The sequence below is a fragment of the Paraburkholderia ginsengiterrae genome (genome assembly GCF_001645125.1).
GTDB lineage: Bacteria > Pseudomonadota > Gammaproteobacteria > Burkholderiales > Burkholderiaceae > Paraburkholderia > Paraburkholderia ginsengiterrae.
In genome coordinates this window covers 106636-124577 of record NZ_LXKA01000393.1, presented here as the reverse complement: position 1 = coordinate 124577, position 17942 = coordinate 106636, and the positions used below count along the sequence as shown (strand labels likewise).

The window sequence follows — 17942 nt, the reverse complement described above, 5'->3', positions numbered from 1 at the left end:
AATCCTTGTACAGCGCCGGACTCGCCCATGCGAGGCCGCGCGACTTGAGTCAATTCGATAGATGGGCATCCGTGCGGCATTATAAAGGTCGGGGCGCCGGCGTGCTCCATGAAGCTTTGCGATCGCGCCGATAGTGCCGCTGCACGCTCGAGACCGGCTTGTCACCGCATTCTGTGGCCAAACGGCCAAGTTACCGTCATTTACAGCCTCACGCGGGGCACAGCGTTTACAATAAGCCGGATCGAAGTTTCCGGAAGCCGGAATCGGGCCCGAAGCCACGCCGGGCGAGGCGCCGGCCGCGGCCCGGGCGGCCAATCGGGTACACACGCAACAGGATCAATGGCAAAAGCTCCCTATTCCGCGAGCGCGCAGGCATTGCCGCACCGCATGTCGCGCCTTTTCACCGAAATCCGCTGGATCCTGCAGGTTGCGCTCGGCGTGTTCCTGCTCATGGCGCTCGTCAGCTACAGCCGGCACGATCCGAGCTGGACCCATGCCGCGCAGGTCGACCACATCGCCAACTGGGCGGGCCGCGTCGGCGCGCGAACTTCGGACATCCTGCTGCTGCTGTTCGGTTTATCCACGTACTGGTGGGTCGTACTGCTCGGCCGCCATATTTCCGACAACTACCGGCGCATCACCCGCCGCGAAGACGACGAGGACGACGCGCCGCGCGGCGTTGGCTGGCTCACGGACGCGTTCGCCTTCGTGCTTGTCCTGCTGTCGTGCAGCGGCATCGAAGCGCTGCGCATGTGGTCGCTCAAGGTGCAGTTGCCGGGCGTCAAGGGCGGCGTGGTTGGGGACGCCGTCGCGCGCGGCGTGTCGCATGCGCTGGGCTTCACGGGCGGCACGCTGGCCCTGCTGATCGCGCTGGCAATCGGCCTGTCGCTGTATTTCCGTTTCTCGTGGCTGTCGGTGTCGGAAAAGGTCGGCGAGTCGATCATTTCCGCGGTGACGTTCGCCAAGCTGCGCCGCGAGGCCGGCCGCGACCGGAAACTCGGCGAAGCGGCGGCCGTGAAGCGCGAGGGCAAGGTCGAAAAGGGGCGCGTGCGGATCGAGGAGCACGAGCCGGTCATGATCGTGCCGCCGGTGGTGACGCCGGCCAAGTCGGAGCGCGTCGAAAAAGAACGCCAGGTGCCGCTCTTCACGGACCTGCCGGGCGATTCCACCTTGCCGCCCATCTCGCTGCTCGACGCCGCGCCCGCCGCGCAGGAAACCATCTCCGCGGATACGCTGGAGTTCACTTCGCGTCTGATCGAGAAGAAGCTCAAGGACTTCGGCGTCGAGGTGAGCGTGGTCGCGGCGTATCCGGGCCCGGTCGTCACGCGCTATGAAATCGAACCGGCCACGGGCGTCAAGGGCAGCCAGATCGTCGGTCTTGCCAAAGATCTGGCGCGTTCGCTGTCGCTGGTGTCGATCCGCGTGGTCGAAACGATTCCGGGCAAGAATTTCATGGCGCTGGAGTTGCCGAACCAGCGCCGCCAGACCGTGAGCCTCTCCGAGATTCTCGGCTCGGCGGTCTACGCGGACGCCGCGTCGCCGCTCACCATGGGCCTCGGCAAGGACATCGGCGGCAAGCCGGTGTGCGCCGACCTCGCCAAGATGCCGCACCTGCTGGTAGCGGGTACGACGGGCTCGGGCAAGTCGGTGGGCATCAACGCCATGATCCTGTCGCTGCTCTACAAGGCGAGCGCCGAGCAGGTTCGCATGATCCTGATCGATCCGAAGATGCTGGAAATGAGCGTCTACGAAGGCATTCCGCATCTGCTGTGTCCGGTGGTGACGGACATGCGCCAGGCCGGCCACGCGCTGAACTGGGCGGTCGCCGAAATGGAGCGCCGCTACAAGCTGATGAGCAAGCTTGGCGTGCGCAATCTGGCCGGCTACAACAACAAGATCGACGAAGCCACCAAGCGCGAAGAGAAGCTGCCGAACCCGTTCAGCCTCACGCCGGATGACCCGGAGCCGCTCACGCGCCTGCCGAACATCGTCGTGGTGATCGACGAACTGGCCGACCTGATGATGGTGGTCGGCAAGAAGGTCGAAGAGCTGATCGCGCGGATCGCGCAAAAGGCGCGCGCGGCAGGCATCCACCTGATTCTCGCCACGCAGCGGCCGTCGGTGGACGTGATCACCGGCCTCATCAAGGCCAACGTGCCGACGCGCATGGCCTTCCAGGTGTCGTCCAAGATCGACTCGCGCACCATTCTCGACCAGCAGGGCGCGGAATCGCTGCTCGGCATGGGTGACATGCTCTACCTGCCGCCTGGCTCGGGCTTGCCGGTGCGGGTGCACGGCGCCTTCGTGTCCGACGAGGAAGTGCATCGCGTCGTCGACAAACTGAAGGAGCAGGGCGAGCCGAACTATATCGAGGGCATTCTCGAAGGCGGAGTGACGGGCGAGGGCGACGAAGGCTCGGCGGGCGCCGGCGGCGGCGCGGGCGACGGCGAGTCGGACCCGCTCTACGACCAGGCCGTCGACGTGGTGTTGAAGAACCGCCGCGCGTCGATCTCGCTGGTGCAGCGGCATTTGCGCATCGGCTATAACCGCGCCGCGCGGTTGCTCGAGCAGATGGAGAACTCGGGCGTGGTGTCGGCGATGTCGTCCAACGGCAATCGCGAGATTCTCGCGCCGGCACGGGAAGCGGAATAAGAACGGAAAGAGCGCGGAAAAAGAGGGGCATGAGCCGCGACACTTGTTCGCGTGCAATGCAGCGCGGCACGGGCTTTGCGGCTGATGCATCAGCTAACCCGCTAAGCCTCGTTTAAGGCGGGTCGCTTAAGCTGTCATCAATACGACCAGCGATCGACCGCCTGGCGCCGCGCCAGGCCCCTGCCGCCACGGGCTCGCAACAAGGCCCGCGTGCCGGCGGTCACGACCGCTCAACAAATTCAATCAAGGGAGAAAACACCATGCAGCTATTCGCGCAGCAGCACGCTCGGCCGGGTGCTCAATCCGGCCGCTTCGGCCAGCTTGCCCGGACTCTCGTGCGTGGGGTCGGCAGCGTCGCGATCGGCGCGTCGATGCTCGTCGCGTCGCAGGCATTCGCGAGCGGCACCGAGCAACTCAAGGCGTTCGTCGCGCAAGTGCATTCGGCGCGCGGCACCTTCGTGCAGCAGGAAGTGCGGGCGCCAAGCAAGGCGCAGGGCGCGAGCGGCACGCTGTCCACCACGGGGGCCGGCAAGGTCGGAACCTCTAGCGGCACCTTTACGTTCGCGCGTCCCGGCAAGTTCATCTGGCAATACGAGAAGCCTTATGCCCAACTGCTGCAAGCGGACGGCGACAAGCTCTACGTGTACGACAAGGACCTGAATCAGGTGACCGTGCGCAGCCTCGGCGGCGCGCTCGGCGCAAGCCCGGCGGCGATCCTGTTCGGCAGCAACGATCTGGACAAGAATTTCACGCTGCGCGACGCTGGCGTGAAGGCCGGTATCGATTGGCTCGAACTCACGCCGAAGGCGAAGGACACGCAGTTCGAGCGGGTCGGCATTGGCTTCAAGGACGGTAATCTCGAAGCGATGGAATTGCACGACGTGTTCGGCAACGTGACGCTGCTGACGTTCTCGAACATTCAGAAGAATCCGCCGCTGCCGGCTGACGCGTTCAAGTTCACCGTCCCGAAAGGCGCGGACGTGATCAACGGGTAAGCCACCCGCAGGTGGTGTCCAAAGAACGGAAAAACCGCGCTGAATCGGGCGCGGTTTTTTTATTGCCGGTCGATTGAGGGGCGCTTGCGCTATTCAGTCACTTCCAGCTCCCGCGCCGGATGCGCGGCCTTCATATCGTCGATAAAGGCTTCGACGATATCCGTACGATGCTGCCGCGCCCGCGTGACCATGTGAAACGCGACGCGGTAGCGCATCTGCGCAGGATTCAGCGCGGCGAGCAGGCCTTCCTTGACGAACGGCGCCGCGAAATGCCCCGGCAAATAGCCGAGGTGATGTCCGGAGAGCACCAGCATCGCGACCGCTTCCATGTTGTCGGCGACGGCGGTGACGTTCTGCGGCGTGGTCGAGCTCTCGGCTTCAGGCAGCGGATAGCTGCGCCACGCCCATTCATGCTGGGCTGCATCGGCGGGCGGGACGTCGCCGGCCTGATCGAACAGTGGGTGCCCCTTGGCGCAATAAGCGAACTGATCTTCCGCGAACACCTCGGTGTATTCGAGCGACGGCACGCGATGCCAGAAGTAACCGATGCCGATCTGAATCCGCCCATTGAGCAGCAATTCTTCCAGTTCGCCCGGCGAGCGCACCAGAATCGAAAAACGCACCGACTGATCGCGTGCCCGGAACCGCCCGATCGCCTCGCTGATGCGCGCGCTGGCGGATACCGGCGTGTGGCCGATCATGCCGATATCGAGCGTGCCGACCAGCTTGCGGCCCACGTTGCGGGCCTGCATGCCGAACGTATCGACCGCCGCGAGCAGGGCGCGAGCGGCGTCGATGAACTGCTCGCCGCGCGCGGTCAGGCTGAAGCCGCCGCGCCCGCGCTCGCACAGCCGGTAGCCGAGGCGCGTTTCCAGCGTGGCGAGCTGTGTGCTGATGGTCGACTGACCGACGTTGAGGGTGGCCTGGGCCGGCGAAACGCCGCCCGCGTCGACAATGGCGAGAAAGACGCGGATCAGCCGCAGGTCGAGATCGGTGAGTTGGGAGAACATACGTCAGGATACATCGCCGGGAATCAATGTGAAGTTTATTCTGTCGGTATTTTAACTTCCGGGAAACTGCTCAAGAATCGAGATTCGCCCGGCAAGGTGCGGTTACGACGCTTCCCCTCGGCCGGTCTGCACGAATTTGCTTGCTGCCCTTTTTCATTGCCGAGACACGATGAATACCACTTCCTTCATTTCCCCAGAGGCCGGCGAACGGCCGCAGCCGCTGTCCGGCAACGCCATGCCCCGCTGCGGCGGCATAGCGACGATGATGCGTCTGCCGAACGTCGGCTCGGCCGAAGGGTTCGACGCCTGCTTCGTCGGCGTGCCGTTCGACCTCGGCACCTCGAACCGCACCGGTGCGCGCTTCGGGCCGCGCCAGATCCGCAGCGAGTCCGTGCTGCTGCGCCCGTATAACATGGCGACGCGCGCCGCGCCGTTCGATTCGCTGCGCGTGGCCGATCTCGGCGACGTCGCGATCAATCCGTACAACCTGCACGATTCGATCAAACGCATCGAAACCGCGTACGACGAAATTCTCCAGCACGACTGCAAGCCGATCACGTTGGGCGGCGATCACACCATCGCGCTGCCGATCCTGCGCGCGATCCATCGCAAGCACGGCAAGGTCGGCCTGATTCACGTCGACGCGCACGCCGACGTCAACGACACGATGATGGGCGAGAAGATTGCGCACGGCACGCCGTTCCGCCGCGCGGCGGAAGAGGGTTTGCTCGATTGCGACCGGGTCGTGCAGATTGGCTTGCGCGGCACGGGTTACGCGGCGGAAGACTTCGACTGGTGCCGCGATCAGGGCTTCGAAGTCGTGCAAGCCGAGGAGTGCTGGAACCAGTCGCTCGTGCCGCTAATGGCGCGGGTGCGCGAGCGGATGGGCGATGGCCCGGTGTACATCACGTTCGACATCGACGGGATCGATCCGGCGTTTGCGCCGGGCACGGGCACGCCGGAAATCGCCGGTTTGACGGTGCCGCAGGCGCTGGAAATCATTCGCGGCTCGCGCGGGCTGAACATTGTCGGCTGCGATCTGGTCGAGGTGGCGCCGCCGTACGATCCGTTCGGCACGACCGCGCTCTTGGGCGCGAATCTCGCGTTCGAATTGCTGTGCGTGTTGCCGGGTGTCGAGTACCGGGCGTCCACGCGGTGAAGTGACGCGCAAGGAACGTGCAAAGAAGAAAAGGCCTGCATTGCAGGCCTTTTTGTGTTTCTGCGTGCCGCTCGCTCAAGCCTTACGCATACGCAGTCTTGCGCGCCGACACGAACGCCAGATAACACAGCGCGCCGATCGCCAGCGCGGGCAAGGTCGCGCCGAGATTCGGCAGCCATTGATTGATCACCTGATACGCGGCGATGCCGATGGCCCACGCGGCAAACGCGCTCAGATGCCAGCCGCCCGAGAACGCATAACGGCCCCGTGCATCGGCGAGCGCGGCCGCTTCGATACGGCGCTTGCGCACGATGAAATGGTCCACCAGCACCACGCCGAACAGCGGCGCGAACACCGAGCCGATCAGCAGCAGGAAGTTCTGATACTTGTCCATCGGCACGAGCAGGGCGATCAGCGTGCAGAGCGCGCCAAACGCCGCCGACAGCATCGGCACGGTGCCGCGCGTCCAGAACGTACCGGTCGAAACCGCGGCCGAGTGAATGTCGGCGAAGGCGTTGTCGACTTCGTCGATCAGGATCAGCAGCAGCGCAAGGCCGCCGCCGGCTTGCGCGAGAGCGCCGGTCAGCAGCGCATCGCCGCCGCCCGCCGCGAGGCCGTAGATCGCGCCGAGCGCGTAAAACCAGAGGTTGGCGATGCCATAGCCGAGCAGCGTTCCGCGGAACGTCTCGCCGGGGCGCCGGGCAAAGCGGGTGTAGTCGGCGATCAGCGGCAGCCATGACAGCGGCATCGCCACCACCAGATCGATCGCGCCGCCGAACGACATCTCGCCCGTGCCGGGGCGGCGCATCAGCGCGGCCAGATCGTGCCTCGCGAGCAGATTCCACGAGAGCCACGCCGCGCCCGCGAGCAGCAGCCAGATGCCCCATGTGCGCAGGAAGCGCCGGACGAACGACAGCGGACCGCTGATCGCCAGCAGCGTGGCGAGCAAGCCGAAGATCACAGTCCAGATGAGCGGCATGGAGAAGCCGAAGGCCTGCTTGGCGAGCGCGTCGGCGGAATCGCGCATCACGATGACTTCAAACGAGCCCCAGCCGACCAGTTGCACCGCGTTCAGCACGGCGGGCACCGACGCGCCGCGCACGCCGAGCGTCGGCCGCAACGACGACATGGCCGCGAGGCCCGTGTCCGTGCCGATCACGCCGGCGAGTGCCAGCAGCACCACGCCGATCGCGCTGCCGATCACAATGGCGACGAGCGCATGGGGCAGCGACAGCCCCGGCACCAGCAGTGCGCCCGCTTGCGCGACCAGCAGGCCGATGCCGAGCGAGAACCAGAGTGCGAAGGCGTCGCCGGTGCGGAACGCGCGCCGCGCGTCGGGCACCGGCGTGAGCGGTGCGTAAGTGGAACCGGCGTCGCCGGCGAGTGGATCTTGTGCCATCTGGTCTTGTCCCTGTTGGTAATGCTGTTGCTTGCAGACTTGTTAGGGCGCCGTCGCTGTCATAATGCAGGACATTGCCCGCACCTTTGGGTGCCGGGTTTGCTCATCCGGCAGTGCGCCGCCTTCATACGGACCGCGTCCGGAAAGCCGAGATTATCTCTAAAACGTCATGTTTGAAGAAACCCGTGCCAATGTTCCGCTCGCCGAACGCCTGCGGCCCCGCAATATCGACGAGGTGATCGGCCAGAAGCACCTGCTCGGCCCGAACAAGCCGCTGCGGGTCGCGTTCGAATCCGGCGAAGCCCATTCGATGATCCTCTGGGGCCCGCCCGGCGTCGGTAAAACCACGCTCGCGCGGCTCATGGCGGACGCGTTTCATGCCGAGTTCATCGCGTTGTCCGCGGTGCTCTCCGGCGTGAAAGATATCCGCGAGGCCGTCGAGACCGCGCAGATTCATCGCGCGAACGGGCATCAGACGCTGGTGTTCGTCGACGAGGTGCATCGCTTCAACAAGAGCCAGCAGGACGCGTTCTTGCCGCACGTCGAATCGGGGCTGTTCGTGTTCGTTGGCGCGACGACCGAGAATCCGTCGTTCGAAGTGAACAGCGCATTGCTCTCGCGTGCCGCGGTCTACGTGCTGAAAAGCCTGACCGACGACGAACAGCGCGAGTTGCTCGCCCGCGCCCAGGAGGAACTCGGCGGCCTCACGTTCACCGACGAAGCGCGCGATGCACTCATCGGTTCCGCCGACGGCGACGGCCGCAAGCTCCTCAACAACCTCGAAATCGTCGCGCGGGCGGCTTCGCAGCAAAAAACCACCGAGATCGACGGTGCCTTGCTCGGCAGCGCGCTCGCCGAAAACCTGCGGCGTTTCGACAAAGGCGGCGACGCATTCTACGACCAGATCAGCGCGCTGCATAAATCGGTGCGCGGCAGTAGCCCGGACGGCGCGCTGTACTGGTTCTGCCGCATGCTCGACGGCGGCGCGGATCCGCGCTATCTGGCGCGCCGCATCGTGCGCATGGCGTGGGAAGACATCGGCCTCGCCGATCCGCGCGCCGCCCGCATCGCGCTCGACGCCTCCGAGACCTACGAGCGCCTGGGCACGCCCGAAGGCGAGTTGGCGCTGGCGCAGGCGATCATCTATCTGGCGGTCGCGCCGAAGTCGAACGCGGGGTACAACGCGTACAACGAGGCACGCCGGTTCGTCAGCAAGGACCAGTCGCGCGCGGTGCCGGTGCATCTGCGCAATGCGCCCACCAAGCTGATGAAGGAACTCGGCTACGGCCACGAATACCGCTACGCCCACGACGAGCCCGACGCCTACGCGGCCGGCGAGACCTATCTGCCGGAGCACATGCGCGATCCGCATTGGTACGAGCCGACGCCGCGCGGGCTCGAAGGCAAGATTGGCGACAAGATGGCGCGTCTGGCCGAACTGGACGCGCAATGGCGCAGCGAGAACAAGCAGAAGAAAGGCTGAGCCTTTCCCGTGCGGTAAAATCCCACCTTCATCCAACGAATACCCGCCCCATCTCATGCTCGACATTCAGCTGCTGCGTAAAGACCTCGACGGCGTCGCGAAGCGCCTCGCCGACCGCGGCTTTTCCCTCGACGTGGCCGCGTTCACCGCGCTCGAAGCGGAACGCCGCGACACCCAGACCCGTACCGAAGAAATGCAGGCGCGCCGCAACAGCCTGTCGAAGCAGATCGGCGCGATGAAAGGCAAGGGCGAGGACACGTCGGCGATCATGGCCGAAGTGGGCGGTATCGGCGACGAGATGAAGGCGTCGGCCGCGAAGCTCGACGAGATCCAGAAACGTCTGTCGGACCTGTTGCTCGGCGTGCCGAACCTGCCGCATGAGAGCGTGCCGCAGGGCGAGGACGAAAACGGCAACGTCGAAGTGCGCCGCTGGGGCACGCCGCGCCAGTTCGATTTCGCGGTGAAGGATCACGTCGACATCGGCGCGCCGCTCGGCCTCGACTTCGAGACCGGCGCGAAGCTCTCGGGCGCGCGCTTCACCATGCTGCGCGGGCAGATTGCGCGGCTGCACCGCGCGCTGGCGCAGTTCATGATCGACACGCACACGCAGCAGCACGGCTATACGGAGATCTACACGCCGTATATCGTCAATCCGGAAATCCTGTACGGCACCGGCCAGCTGCCGAAATTCGCCGAAGACATGTTCCGCGTGGAGAAGGGTGGCGAGGAGAACACGGTCACGCAGTACCTGATCTCCACGTCGGAAATTTCGCTGACGAACACGGTGCGCGACAGCATCGTCGAAGCGAACGCGCTGCCGATCAGGCTGACCGCTCATTCGCCGTGCTTCCGCTCGGAAGCGGGTGCGTATGGCCGCGATACGCGCGGCCTGATCCGCCAGCATCAGTTCGACAAGGTCGAGATGGTGCAGATCGTCGCACCGGAAACTTCGTATGACGCGCTGGAGCAGATGGTCGTCCACGCTGAGGCGATTTTGCAGAAGCTGACGCTGCCTTATCGCGTGATCACGCTGTGCACGGGCGATATGGGTTTCACGGCCGCCAAGACGTACGACCTGGAAGTGTGGGTGCCGGCGCAGAACACCTATCGCGAAATCTCGAGCTGCTCGAACACGGAGTCGTTCCAGGCTCGCCGGATGCAGGCGCGTTATCGCAATGCGCAGGGCAAGCCGGAACTCGTGCATACGCTCAACGGTTCGGGCCTGGCCGTGGGCCGCACGCTCGTCGCCGTGCTTGAGAACTACCAGGAAGCGGACGGTTCGGTTACGGTGCCTGAGGTGCTGCGCCCTTACATGGGCGGCGTTGCGCGTCTCGAAGCGGGCGCCTGAACGCTGGTGCCGGTTCAGGGGCGCGGTCAGGATGAATGCCTCGCCCCCGAAATTTTCTCAAGAGAGGGCTTGCGGAAACAAAAAAATGTTCTATAATCCTGCCTTCTCTGGCCGCCGGCCAAGGCTTGAGAAGCAGTAAGGCAGTACCCCGGAGAGGTGGCAGAGTGGTCGAATGTACCTGACTCGAAATCAGGCGTACGGTTTTCCCGTACCGTGGGTTCGAATCCCACCCTCTCCGCCAGATTTGAAAAACAGGCCCTTCGGGGCCTGTTTTCGTTTCTGCTCGGCCAAAGAGCCTGCCAAAGCTTTAAGAGCCGCGACTTTCCATTTCCAGTAAGATCCGGTAACACTTTCGTGTTCTATGCATGAACCTTCATGCGTGAAGCACGAAATTTCCTTTCCGATCAAAAAATCAACTCCCGCCAGTGGGCCGACGAAACGACATGTTTCAGTCGATCCTCTGACAATTCGAGGAGACATCAATGGGGAATTCTGGGGCCGTCCACAAGTGCCGTTTCCATCTTGCGGGTGTCGGGCCAACAGGGGGCAACTGGTATCGGTGCGTCTATGGGTGCGGGAGGGTGTTCTATCCTGCGGCGCGCGCTTATCGATGGTATTGAGGGTTTTGGTTTTGCCTTGATGCGAGCTTCGCCGTTGAGGCCGCCGCAGACGGACATGGAAGTTGAGCGAAAATCAGACTAGCATCCATGGGGTGGGATGACCGTACGTCATCTGTATCCGGAGGCGCCCCATGCAGGACCAACAAATGCGTGAAGCGCTGAATGCGCACTGGCGCGCGTCGGCCGCTGGCGATCTAATCGCGGAACACGACATTTACGACGATGGCGCCATCTGCGACTATCCTCAATCAGGTGAACGAATTATTGGGCGGGCCAATTTGCAGGCGTTGCGAGGCCATCATCCCGATAAGCCATCCGGGTTCGACGTCAGGCGAATCCAGGGAAACGGGAGTCTGTGGATTACCGAATACACGATTACCTATAACGGGCGGCCAGCGTGCGTCGTGAGCATCATGGAGTTTGTTGACGGCAAGGTCGTGCACGAGACCCAATATTTTTCAGAGTCCTTTGAGGCGCCAGGCTGGCGCACTCAGTGGGTTGAGCGGATTGCGTGACGGAGTCGCCGCCATGGCGACGAATCAACGATTTCTGTCTGTCCATCTGCTGAACTACAATGATTCATCGGGGCTGCCGCACACCGCCCGGGCTTCGTCCGGGGCCGCACATGCAAGTTTCGCGCTGGAGAGATGCCATGCCGACTTACCGATATCGTTGCGAGAAATGTGGCGAGACGTTCGAACACGTTGAACATCTCGCGGAGCATCAAACCGCTCACCCGCGCTGCCCGAAGTGTGGCAGCGAGCAGATTCAACACACCCCCACGCCGTTCGTCGCCAAGACGTCGAGCAAGAGTTAAAGCAGGTTCCTACGACGACGGATCGCAATTGGCATTGAACGTCGCTGCGGATTTCGATTCGTCGCTGCTATTGCCGTGCCCGCCTGCAGATCGTATTACGCGAAGTCGTGGAGCACACATAAATCGGCTGATCGATTCAATTGGTTGTACTGATAGACTGGCACAGACTTGCATCGCGAAGCCTTCAGCGCCGCACGTTTTGCCCGGTTCGTGGCGGTACGGCGGCGATCCTCTGTACAATTGGCTGTCCGATTGAACATCGCACTCCATTCGACCCCATCGACCGAATTCATGGCCATTACCTACAAGACTCCCGACGACATCGCCAAGCTGCGCATTTCCGGCCGCCTCGCCGCCGACGTTCTGGCAATGATCGGCGAGCACGTCAAGGCCGGTGTCTCCACCGACGAGCTGGACGCACTGTGCAACGACTACATTGTCAAGACGCAAAAGTCGATTCCTGCGAATGTCGGCTATCTGGGTTTTCCTAAGACCGTCTGCACTTCGGTCAACCAGGTGGTGTGCCACGGCATTCCGAATCGCAGCGAGATTCTGAAAGACGGCGACATCATCAACATCGACGTCGCGATCATCAAGGACGGTTATTTCGGCGACACCAGCCGCATGTATTGCGTGGGCGAGCCGAGCACGGTGGCGCGCCAGCTGATCGACACGACCTATGAGGCGATGCTCGCCGGCATCCGCGAAGTGAAGCCGGGCGCCACGCTCGGCGACGTTGGCTATGCCATCCAGAAGGTCGCCCAGCGCGACGGCTTCTCCATCGTGCGTGACTACTGCGGGCACGGCATCGGCAAGGTCTATCACGAAGACCCGCAAGTGCTGCACTACGGCCAGCCGGGGCAGGGCGTGCGTCTGAAGCCGGGCATGGTCTTCACGATCGAACCGATGATCAACGCCGGCCGCGCCGGCACGACGGTGCAGCGCGACGGCTGGACCGTCGTCACCAAAGACCGTTCGTTGTCGGCGCAATGGGAGCATATGATTGCCGTGACCGAAGACGGCTATGAACTGCTGACACCCTGGCCAGACGGTACCGGCCGCTACGAAGCGCCGTAAACACGTTGCATGTGCCGCGTCCGGCACGCATGCGCCGCGCACGGGCGCGCGACATGCTAGGGAGTGTGTGTGCTGCGCGAGAGGTCCTCAAGGGACTTCCTGTGAGGCATGGCACAATCCGGTAAATAATGATTTGACTCTCGCGCCGGTTCGGTTAAAGCTACGCCTTAGGATTTCAAGGGGTTTTTGTCTGCATGAGTCCGTCATTGACCGTTCGCCGTATCGCCGCTGACCAGGGCGCCGTGTTTCGCGAACTCCGTACTGCGTCGCTGCGGGAGGCGCCCTATGCCTTCGGCGCCACGCTAGAAGACGCGTTGTCGGCGGGCGCCGCCAGTTTCGATGCCACTGCCGCGGAACATGCGGTTTCCTTCATCGTCACCAGCTTCATCCTCTATACCGAGGGCCATCCCGCCGGACTGATCGAAGCGCATTTCGAAGACAGCGCGGCGCGCCGCGCGTTTGTCGGCGAACTGTGGGTGGCGCCCGCCGTGCGTCATCTGCGGGGCGGCGAGTTGCTGGTCGACACGGCCAGCACCTGGCTCGCCAACGAAGGCGCCACCGAAATCTACGCGTGGGTCGCCGACGCCAATCGCACCGCCATGCGCTTTTACGAAGCGCTCGGCTTTGGTCCGACCGGCGAGCACCGGCGTATCACGCGCGCGCCCGACCAGGCCGAAAGTCTGCTGGTGCGCCACGTGCCGACCACGTCCCAGGTGTTTCAGCAGTGATCTCGCGAGCGGCGCAACAGCCTGCCGCTCGATTCCCATCCGCGTCTGTTCAGCGTTCGTGGCCGGGTTGTCGGCGCGAAGCGCGGGCTGACCGGCCATCGCGCAGGTTCCTCACGACTGCGCCGCAATCGCGGCGACCCGTTCTTCCGGCAAAAAAGCTGCTCGTGCGCGTCGACGCCTGTAAAATACGCAAAATTTTTTGCCGAACGCTATGTCGCCCAAGAAATCGCCCTTTTTCGAACTTCGCAGCGGCTCTGTCGACACACTCCTGTTCGTGGTCAAGACAACCGACCTCGACGCAATGCGTGCCGAACTGACCCGGCGCTTCGAGGCGACCCCTGAATTTTTCGCCAACGACGTCGTCGCGATCGATGTGCGCCGCCTCACCGAGCATGAACGCGTGCCGCTGGCGGACATCGCCCAACTGCTCGGCAGCGTGCGCATGCGCCCGGTCGGCGTGGTCGCCAATGCACAGCAGACGTGGGCCGCCGAGTCCGCGTTGCCGCTGCTCGAAGCTCGCGACCGCCGCGGTGCCGCCGGCCGGTCCGCTGACGAAGAAAGCGCCAACGGCGCCGCTCCCGCTCCCGTTCCAGCACCGGCTGCGACGGCCGCGACCGCCACGCCGCCGGCCGATCTGTTCGAAGCCGCCGCAGTCGCGCCCGCCGGCGGGTCTCCCGAAGCCGGCGCGCCGGCCACAGTCGAACCTGCTCCCGCCGCGGAGCCGGTGCGTCTCGCCACTTCGTCGCAAACCACGGTGATCGACAAGCCGCTGCGCTCCGGCCAGCGCATCTACGCCAAGGGCGACCTGGTCGTGCTCGGCCTCGTGAGCCACGGCGCGGAAGTGATCGCGGAAGGCAATATCCATATTTACGCGCCGCTGCGCGGCCGGGCATTGGCCGGCGTGCTGGGCAATCACGACGCGCGCATTTTCTGCACGTGTCTCGAGCCGGAACTCATCTCGATCGCGGGCATCTATCGGACGACCGAGAACCCGCTGCCGGCCGACGTGCTCGGCAAGCCGGTACAGATCTGGCTCGAAGAAGAGAAGTTGATGATCGAACCGCTGCGGCTGACCTGACCGGCGTGAAGCGCGCAGTGTCCTGAACGTACAGGGCAGGCGCCGGTTCACGGCAAATTTGGCCGCACATAATTGATGAATTTGACGAACACAAGGTAAGGGTAATGGCAAAAATCATTGTGGTGACTTCGGGCAAGGGTGGCGTGGGCAAGACGACCACGAGCGCGAGTTTTGCATCGGCCCTCGCATTGCGGGGCAGCAAGACCGCCGTGATCGACTTCGACGTCGGCCTGCGTAACCTCGACCTCATCATGGGCTGTGAGCGACGTGTGGTGTATGACCTGATCAACGTGATCCAGGGCGAAGCCAACCTGAACCAGGCGCTCATCAAGGACAAGAAGTGCGAGAACCTGTTCATCCTGCCGGCCTCGCAAACGCGTGACAAAGACGCGTTGACGATGGAAGGCGTCGAGAAGGTCATCAACGATCTGATCGCGATGGATTTCGAATACATCGTCTGCGATTCGCCGGCCGGTATCGAGTCGGGAGCGCTGCTCGCCATGCACTTCGCCGACGAAGCGCTGATCGTGACGAATCCGGAAGTTTCGTCGGTGCGCGACTCGGACCGCATCCTCGGCATTCTGTCGTCCAAGACCAAGCGCGCGATCGAAAGCAAGGAGCCGATCAAGGAGCACCTGCTGATCACCCGCTACAACCCGAAGCGCGTCAGCGAAGGCGAAATGCTCTCGCTCACCGACATTCAGGAAATCCTGCGCATCGACCTGATCGGCGTGATTCCGGAATCGGAAGCGGTGCTGCATGCGTCGAACCAGGGCCTGCCGGCCGTGCACCTCGACGGCACCGATGTGGCCGAGGCGTATAAAGACGTCGTGTCGCGTTTCCTCGGCGAGCAGAAGTCGCTTCGCTTTACCGATTACCAGAAGCCCGGGCTGCTGCAGCGCCTCTTCGGCACCAAGTAAGGGGAGCGCACGTAATGTCGATTCTTTCGTTTTTGCTGGGCGAGAAGAAGAAATCCGCGTCGGTAGCGAAGGAACGCCTGCAGTTGATCATCGCGCACGAGCGCGCCGGCGGCCATGCGCCGGCCGATTACCTGCCTGCGTTGCAACGCGAACTGGTCGCCGTGATTTCGAAGTACGTGAAGATCTCCCATGACGATATTCGCGTGAGCCTCGAACGCCAGGACGATCTCGAAGTGCTCGAGGTCAAGATCGAAATACCGCAGGCCTGAGCGCCTCGGGTCGCCTCGGGTTTCCTGGTCTCTCAGGAGCCGCTGCCGGTTTCACATGTGCCGCGCGCTTTGCCGCGTCGTGTCGGTAAGACATGACGCAGCGGAGCGTGCCGGTACCGACGCTTCGCGCGCGTGCCGCGTGTGCTCTCTCGCGTGTTTCCCCCTCGTCGAAATAATCCGTTGCACTTCGGTGTGTGCCGTTACACGCCCGTAGTCAGCCAGTCCGTTCCCTCGCGCATTGATTGGATAACACCACGGATCACGCGTATTCGGTGTCCACCAACAGAGGGGAAAATCATGAACAAGACCTTTCGTTCGCTGATCGTCAACGTCGTATTGATCGCTGCCGGCGCAGCCGCAGTCGCGTCGGCTTCGGCTGAAGAAGTCGTTGTCATCGCACCTTCCGCGCCGCCGCCGGTGCGCTATGAAGTCGTGCCGGCACCGCGCGTCGGCTATGTGTGGGACAAGGGGCATTGGCGCTGGGACCATGGCCGCTATGTGTGGGATGCGGGCCACTGGCAAGTTGAGCGCGTCGGCTATCACTGGGTGCCGGGCCACTGGGTCGAGCATGGCCCGAACTACCGCTGGGTCGAAGGCCACTGGGCGTAATTCCACCGGCTTCACCGGGACGCGATGCGGCACGCCGGGTGCAGCACGCGCCGCATCTTCCAGATCGATGACGGCATAGCGTGGCCCGCCAGTTCGGCGTAGCGCCCGCCCGTGCGCTCAAGGGAACCCATGATGAAAAAGAATCTGCTTCTGATCGCCGTGCTGGCGGTCATGCTGGCCGGCTGCGTCGTCGTGCCGGCTCGGCCGGTGTATATGCGCGCGCCGGCGGTCGTTGTCTACTGACGTGGCGCGTCAGAGCCGGCGGCAGCGTTGGCGCCGCTGTCCGATCCGCCATTGGCTGGCGCGGGAGCCGCGTCGAGCGCTTCGACTTCGGGGACTTCGGGCACCGGCGCGGGCGCCGGTTGCGGCAGCGGCGCCATATAGCGCGCTGCCAGCGATTCATACAGCGGAGGCGCGAACAGGCGCGATACGCGGCTCGCAATCAACGCGGTTGCCATCAACGAAATCACCAACGCATGGCCGTTGATCATCTCCATCACAATCACGAACGACGTGATCGGCGATTGCGTGACGGCGGCCAGATAGCCGACCATCGCGAGCGCGATCAGCATGGGCAGGCTCATCGAGTCGAACACGATATGCAGCAGATTGCCGAAGCCCGCGCCGATCGACAGCGAAGGTGCGAAGATGCCGCCCGGAATGCCTGGCAGGTACGAGCCGACCATCGAGATCATCTTCAGGAACGGATAGAACACCGACAACTGCGTCTGCCCGTCGAGCAACCCGCGCGCCTCGGCATAGCCGCTGCCGAAGGTTGTGCCGCCCGAGATCAGGCCGACCACCGCGATCGCGAAACCGCACAACGCGGCAAACGCAACCGGACGCTCGCCATGCAATTGACGCAGCGGCGCCGGAATCCAGCGCGCGGTGTTCAGCAGCAGCCAGCCGAACAAGCCGCCCGCGGCGCCGGTGACGATCGCGGTGAGCAGCACGGCCAGCGCCAGCAGCTTGGGAAAGTGCGCGCCGATCTGGATCGTGCCGAAATACGTGTAGTTGCCGTTCAATCCGAGCGCGATCACGCCGGCGATGATGATCGCGGTAATTAGCACGCCGCTTGCGCGCGCCTCGAAGCTGCGGGTCAGTTCCTCGATGGCGAAGACGATGCCGGCGAGCGGCGTGTTGAACGCCGCGGACAATCCGGCCGCCGCGCCGGCCAGCACCAGCTGCCGCTCGATCAGCGCGTTGGAGCGCGGATAGAGCCGCCGCAGATTGAACATCAGCGCCGCGCCGACCTGCACGGTCGGTCCTTCGCGACCGATCGTGAAACCGCCGAGAATCGCCAGAAAGGACACGGCGATCTTGCCGAACAGAATCCGGAACGACAGCAGCCGCGCGCCGTGATCGCTCGGCTTGGAGTGAAGCGTGGCGATGACCTGTGGAATGCCGCTGCCTTCCGCGCCGCGGAAGAAGGTGCGCGTAAGCCAGCCGGCGAGCGCCGCGACCGCGGGGGTGAGAATCAGCGGCGCCCACACATGCTCTTGCTGCAGGCTGCGGAATTCGCTGTAGCCCAGGTCGATGAGCCTTGCATACATCACCGCGACGAGGCCGACGGCGACCGCGCCGAGCCAGAAAATACCGTATTGGCGCCAGAGGCGCCTCGCGCGCCGCACGATGGGAGGAGAGCGCAGGGGGAGTGGCCGGGACATGAGCGTGTGCAGGCGCAAAGGTTGAAGTATAAGCCGCACCGGTTCGATAAAACGAATTGAAAGGATGGTGAAATATTTTGAGATGGATTTTGTAATGGTGTTAACGTAATG

The 17942-nt window shown here is 63.7% G+C and carries 16 protein-coding genes and 1 tRNA gene; 14 read left to right on the top strand and 3 right to left on the bottom strand.

Translation table 11 applies throughout. From position 1 onward, the window contains the following. The first annotated feature begins 339 nt into the window (after positions 1-339). Together A6V37_RS38145 and lolA are read left to right on the top strand one after the other, a co-directional pair. A complete protein-coding gene (locus tag A6V37_RS38145; protein ID WP_064286934.1) occupies positions 340-2652 on the top strand; it encodes a DNA translocase FtsK in 2313 nt (770 codons plus the stop codon). 260 nt (positions 2653-2912) lie between these two features. Continuing rightward, on the top strand, positions 2913-3647 hold the full coding sequence (gene lolA / locus A6V37_RS38140) for an outer membrane lipoprotein chaperone LolA (protein WP_064272331.1): 735 nt from the start codon (positions 2913-2915) through the stop codon (positions 3645-3647). An 89-nt stretch (positions 3648-3736) separates the two neighbouring features. Here the strand turns inward: lolA and A6V37_RS38135 are convergent, their stop codons facing one another. After that, the gene (locus A6V37_RS38135) at positions 3737-4657 is read right to left on the bottom strand and encodes a LysR family transcriptional regulator (protein WP_064286933.1); all 921 of its coding nucleotides are present in this window, start codon (positions 4655-4657) and stop codon (positions 3737-3739) included. A 169-nt stretch (positions 4658-4826) separates the two neighbouring features. Here A6V37_RS38135 and speB point away from each other — a divergent pair, with 169 nt between their 5' ends. Further along, entirely contained in the window at positions 4827-5816 is a 990-nt protein-coding gene (speB, locus tag A6V37_RS38130; RefSeq protein ID WP_064272329.1) for an agmatinase, read from the top strand. An 82-nt stretch (positions 5817-5898) separates the two neighbouring features. Here the strand turns inward: speB and cytX are convergent, their stop codons facing one another. Continuing rightward, positions 5899-7215, bottom strand: coding sequence for a putative hydroxymethylpyrimidine transporter CytX (gene cytX / locus A6V37_RS38125; protein WP_064272328.1), 1317 nt, complete (start codon positions 7213-7215; stop codon positions 5899-5901). Positions 7216-7384: 169 nt separating this feature from the next. Here cytX and A6V37_RS38120 point away from each other — a divergent pair, with 169 nt between their 5' ends. The 11 genes from A6V37_RS38120 to A6V37_RS38070 all read left to right on the top strand — a co-directional run bounded on the left by A6V37_RS38120 (position 7385) and on the right by A6V37_RS38070 (position 16164). Continuing rightward, on the top strand, positions 7385-8698 hold the full coding sequence (locus tag A6V37_RS38120; RefSeq protein ID WP_064272327.1) for a replication-associated recombination protein A: 1314 nt from the start codon (positions 7385-7387) through the stop codon (positions 8696-8698). Positions 8699-8753: 55 nt separating this feature from the next. Continuing rightward, positions 8754-10046 carry a serine--tRNA ligase gene (gene serS, locus A6V37_RS38115; RefSeq protein ID WP_064286932.1) on the top strand — a complete coding sequence of 431 codons (1293 nt, stop codon included), beginning with the start codon at positions 8754-8756 and terminating at the stop codon, positions 10044-10046. Positions 10047-10196: 150 nt separating this feature from the next. Next, positions 10197-10287 (top strand) — tRNA-Ser (locus tag A6V37_RS38110). 510 nt (positions 10288-10797) lie between these two features. Next, positions 10798-11181 (top strand): nuclear transport factor 2 family protein, encoded by a 384-nt coding sequence (locus tag A6V37_RS38105; RefSeq protein WP_064272325.1) that lies wholly within the window; start codon positions 10798-10800, stop codon positions 11179-11181. A 137-nt stretch (positions 11182-11318) separates the two neighbouring features. Continuing rightward, complete coding sequence (locus A6V37_RS38100) at positions 11319-11483, top strand: FmdB family zinc ribbon protein (RefSeq protein WP_064272324.1); 165 nt, start codon at positions 11319-11321, stop codon at positions 11481-11483. Between the two features lie 291 nt (positions 11484-11774). Further along, positions 11775-12560, top strand: coding sequence for a type I methionyl aminopeptidase (gene map, locus A6V37_RS38095; protein ID WP_064272323.1), 786 nt, complete (start codon positions 11775-11777; stop codon positions 12558-12560). A gap of 194 nt (positions 12561-12754) precedes the next feature. Beyond that, positions 12755-13288, top strand: a complete 534-nt coding sequence (locus A6V37_RS38090) for a GNAT family N-acetyltransferase (RefSeq protein ID WP_064272322.1) — start codon at positions 12755-12757, stop codon at positions 13286-13288. A 211-nt stretch (positions 13289-13499) separates the two neighbouring features. Then, positions 13500-14366, top strand: coding sequence for a septum site-determining protein MinC (minC, locus tag A6V37_RS38085; RefSeq protein ID WP_064272321.1), 867 nt, complete (start codon positions 13500-13502; stop codon positions 14364-14366). Positions 14367-14470: 104 nt separating this feature from the next. Continuing rightward, positions 14471-15286, top strand: coding sequence for a septum site-determining protein MinD (gene minD / locus A6V37_RS38080; RefSeq protein WP_027799748.1), 816 nt, complete (start codon positions 14471-14473; stop codon positions 15284-15286). 14 nt (positions 15287-15300) lie between these two features. Beyond that, the gene (gene minE, locus A6V37_RS38075) at positions 15301-15555 is read left to right on the top strand and encodes a cell division topological specificity factor MinE (RefSeq protein ID WP_012432104.1); all 255 of its coding nucleotides are present in this window, start codon (positions 15301-15303) and stop codon (positions 15553-15555) included. A gap of 297 nt (positions 15556-15852) precedes the next feature. Beyond that, positions 15853-16164: a YXWGXW repeat-containing protein gene (locus A6V37_RS38070; RefSeq protein ID WP_064272320.1), complete on the top strand. Its 312-nt coding sequence runs from the start codon at positions 15853-15855 to the stop codon at positions 16162-16164. Between the two features lie 236 nt (positions 16165-16400). Here A6V37_RS38070 and A6V37_RS38065 read toward each other — a convergent pair whose 3' ends face one another. Next, positions 16401-17831, bottom strand: a complete 1431-nt coding sequence (locus tag A6V37_RS38065; RefSeq protein ID WP_064286958.1) for a chloride channel protein — start codon at positions 17829-17831, stop codon at positions 16401-16403. Positions 17832-17942 lie beyond the last annotated feature (111 nt).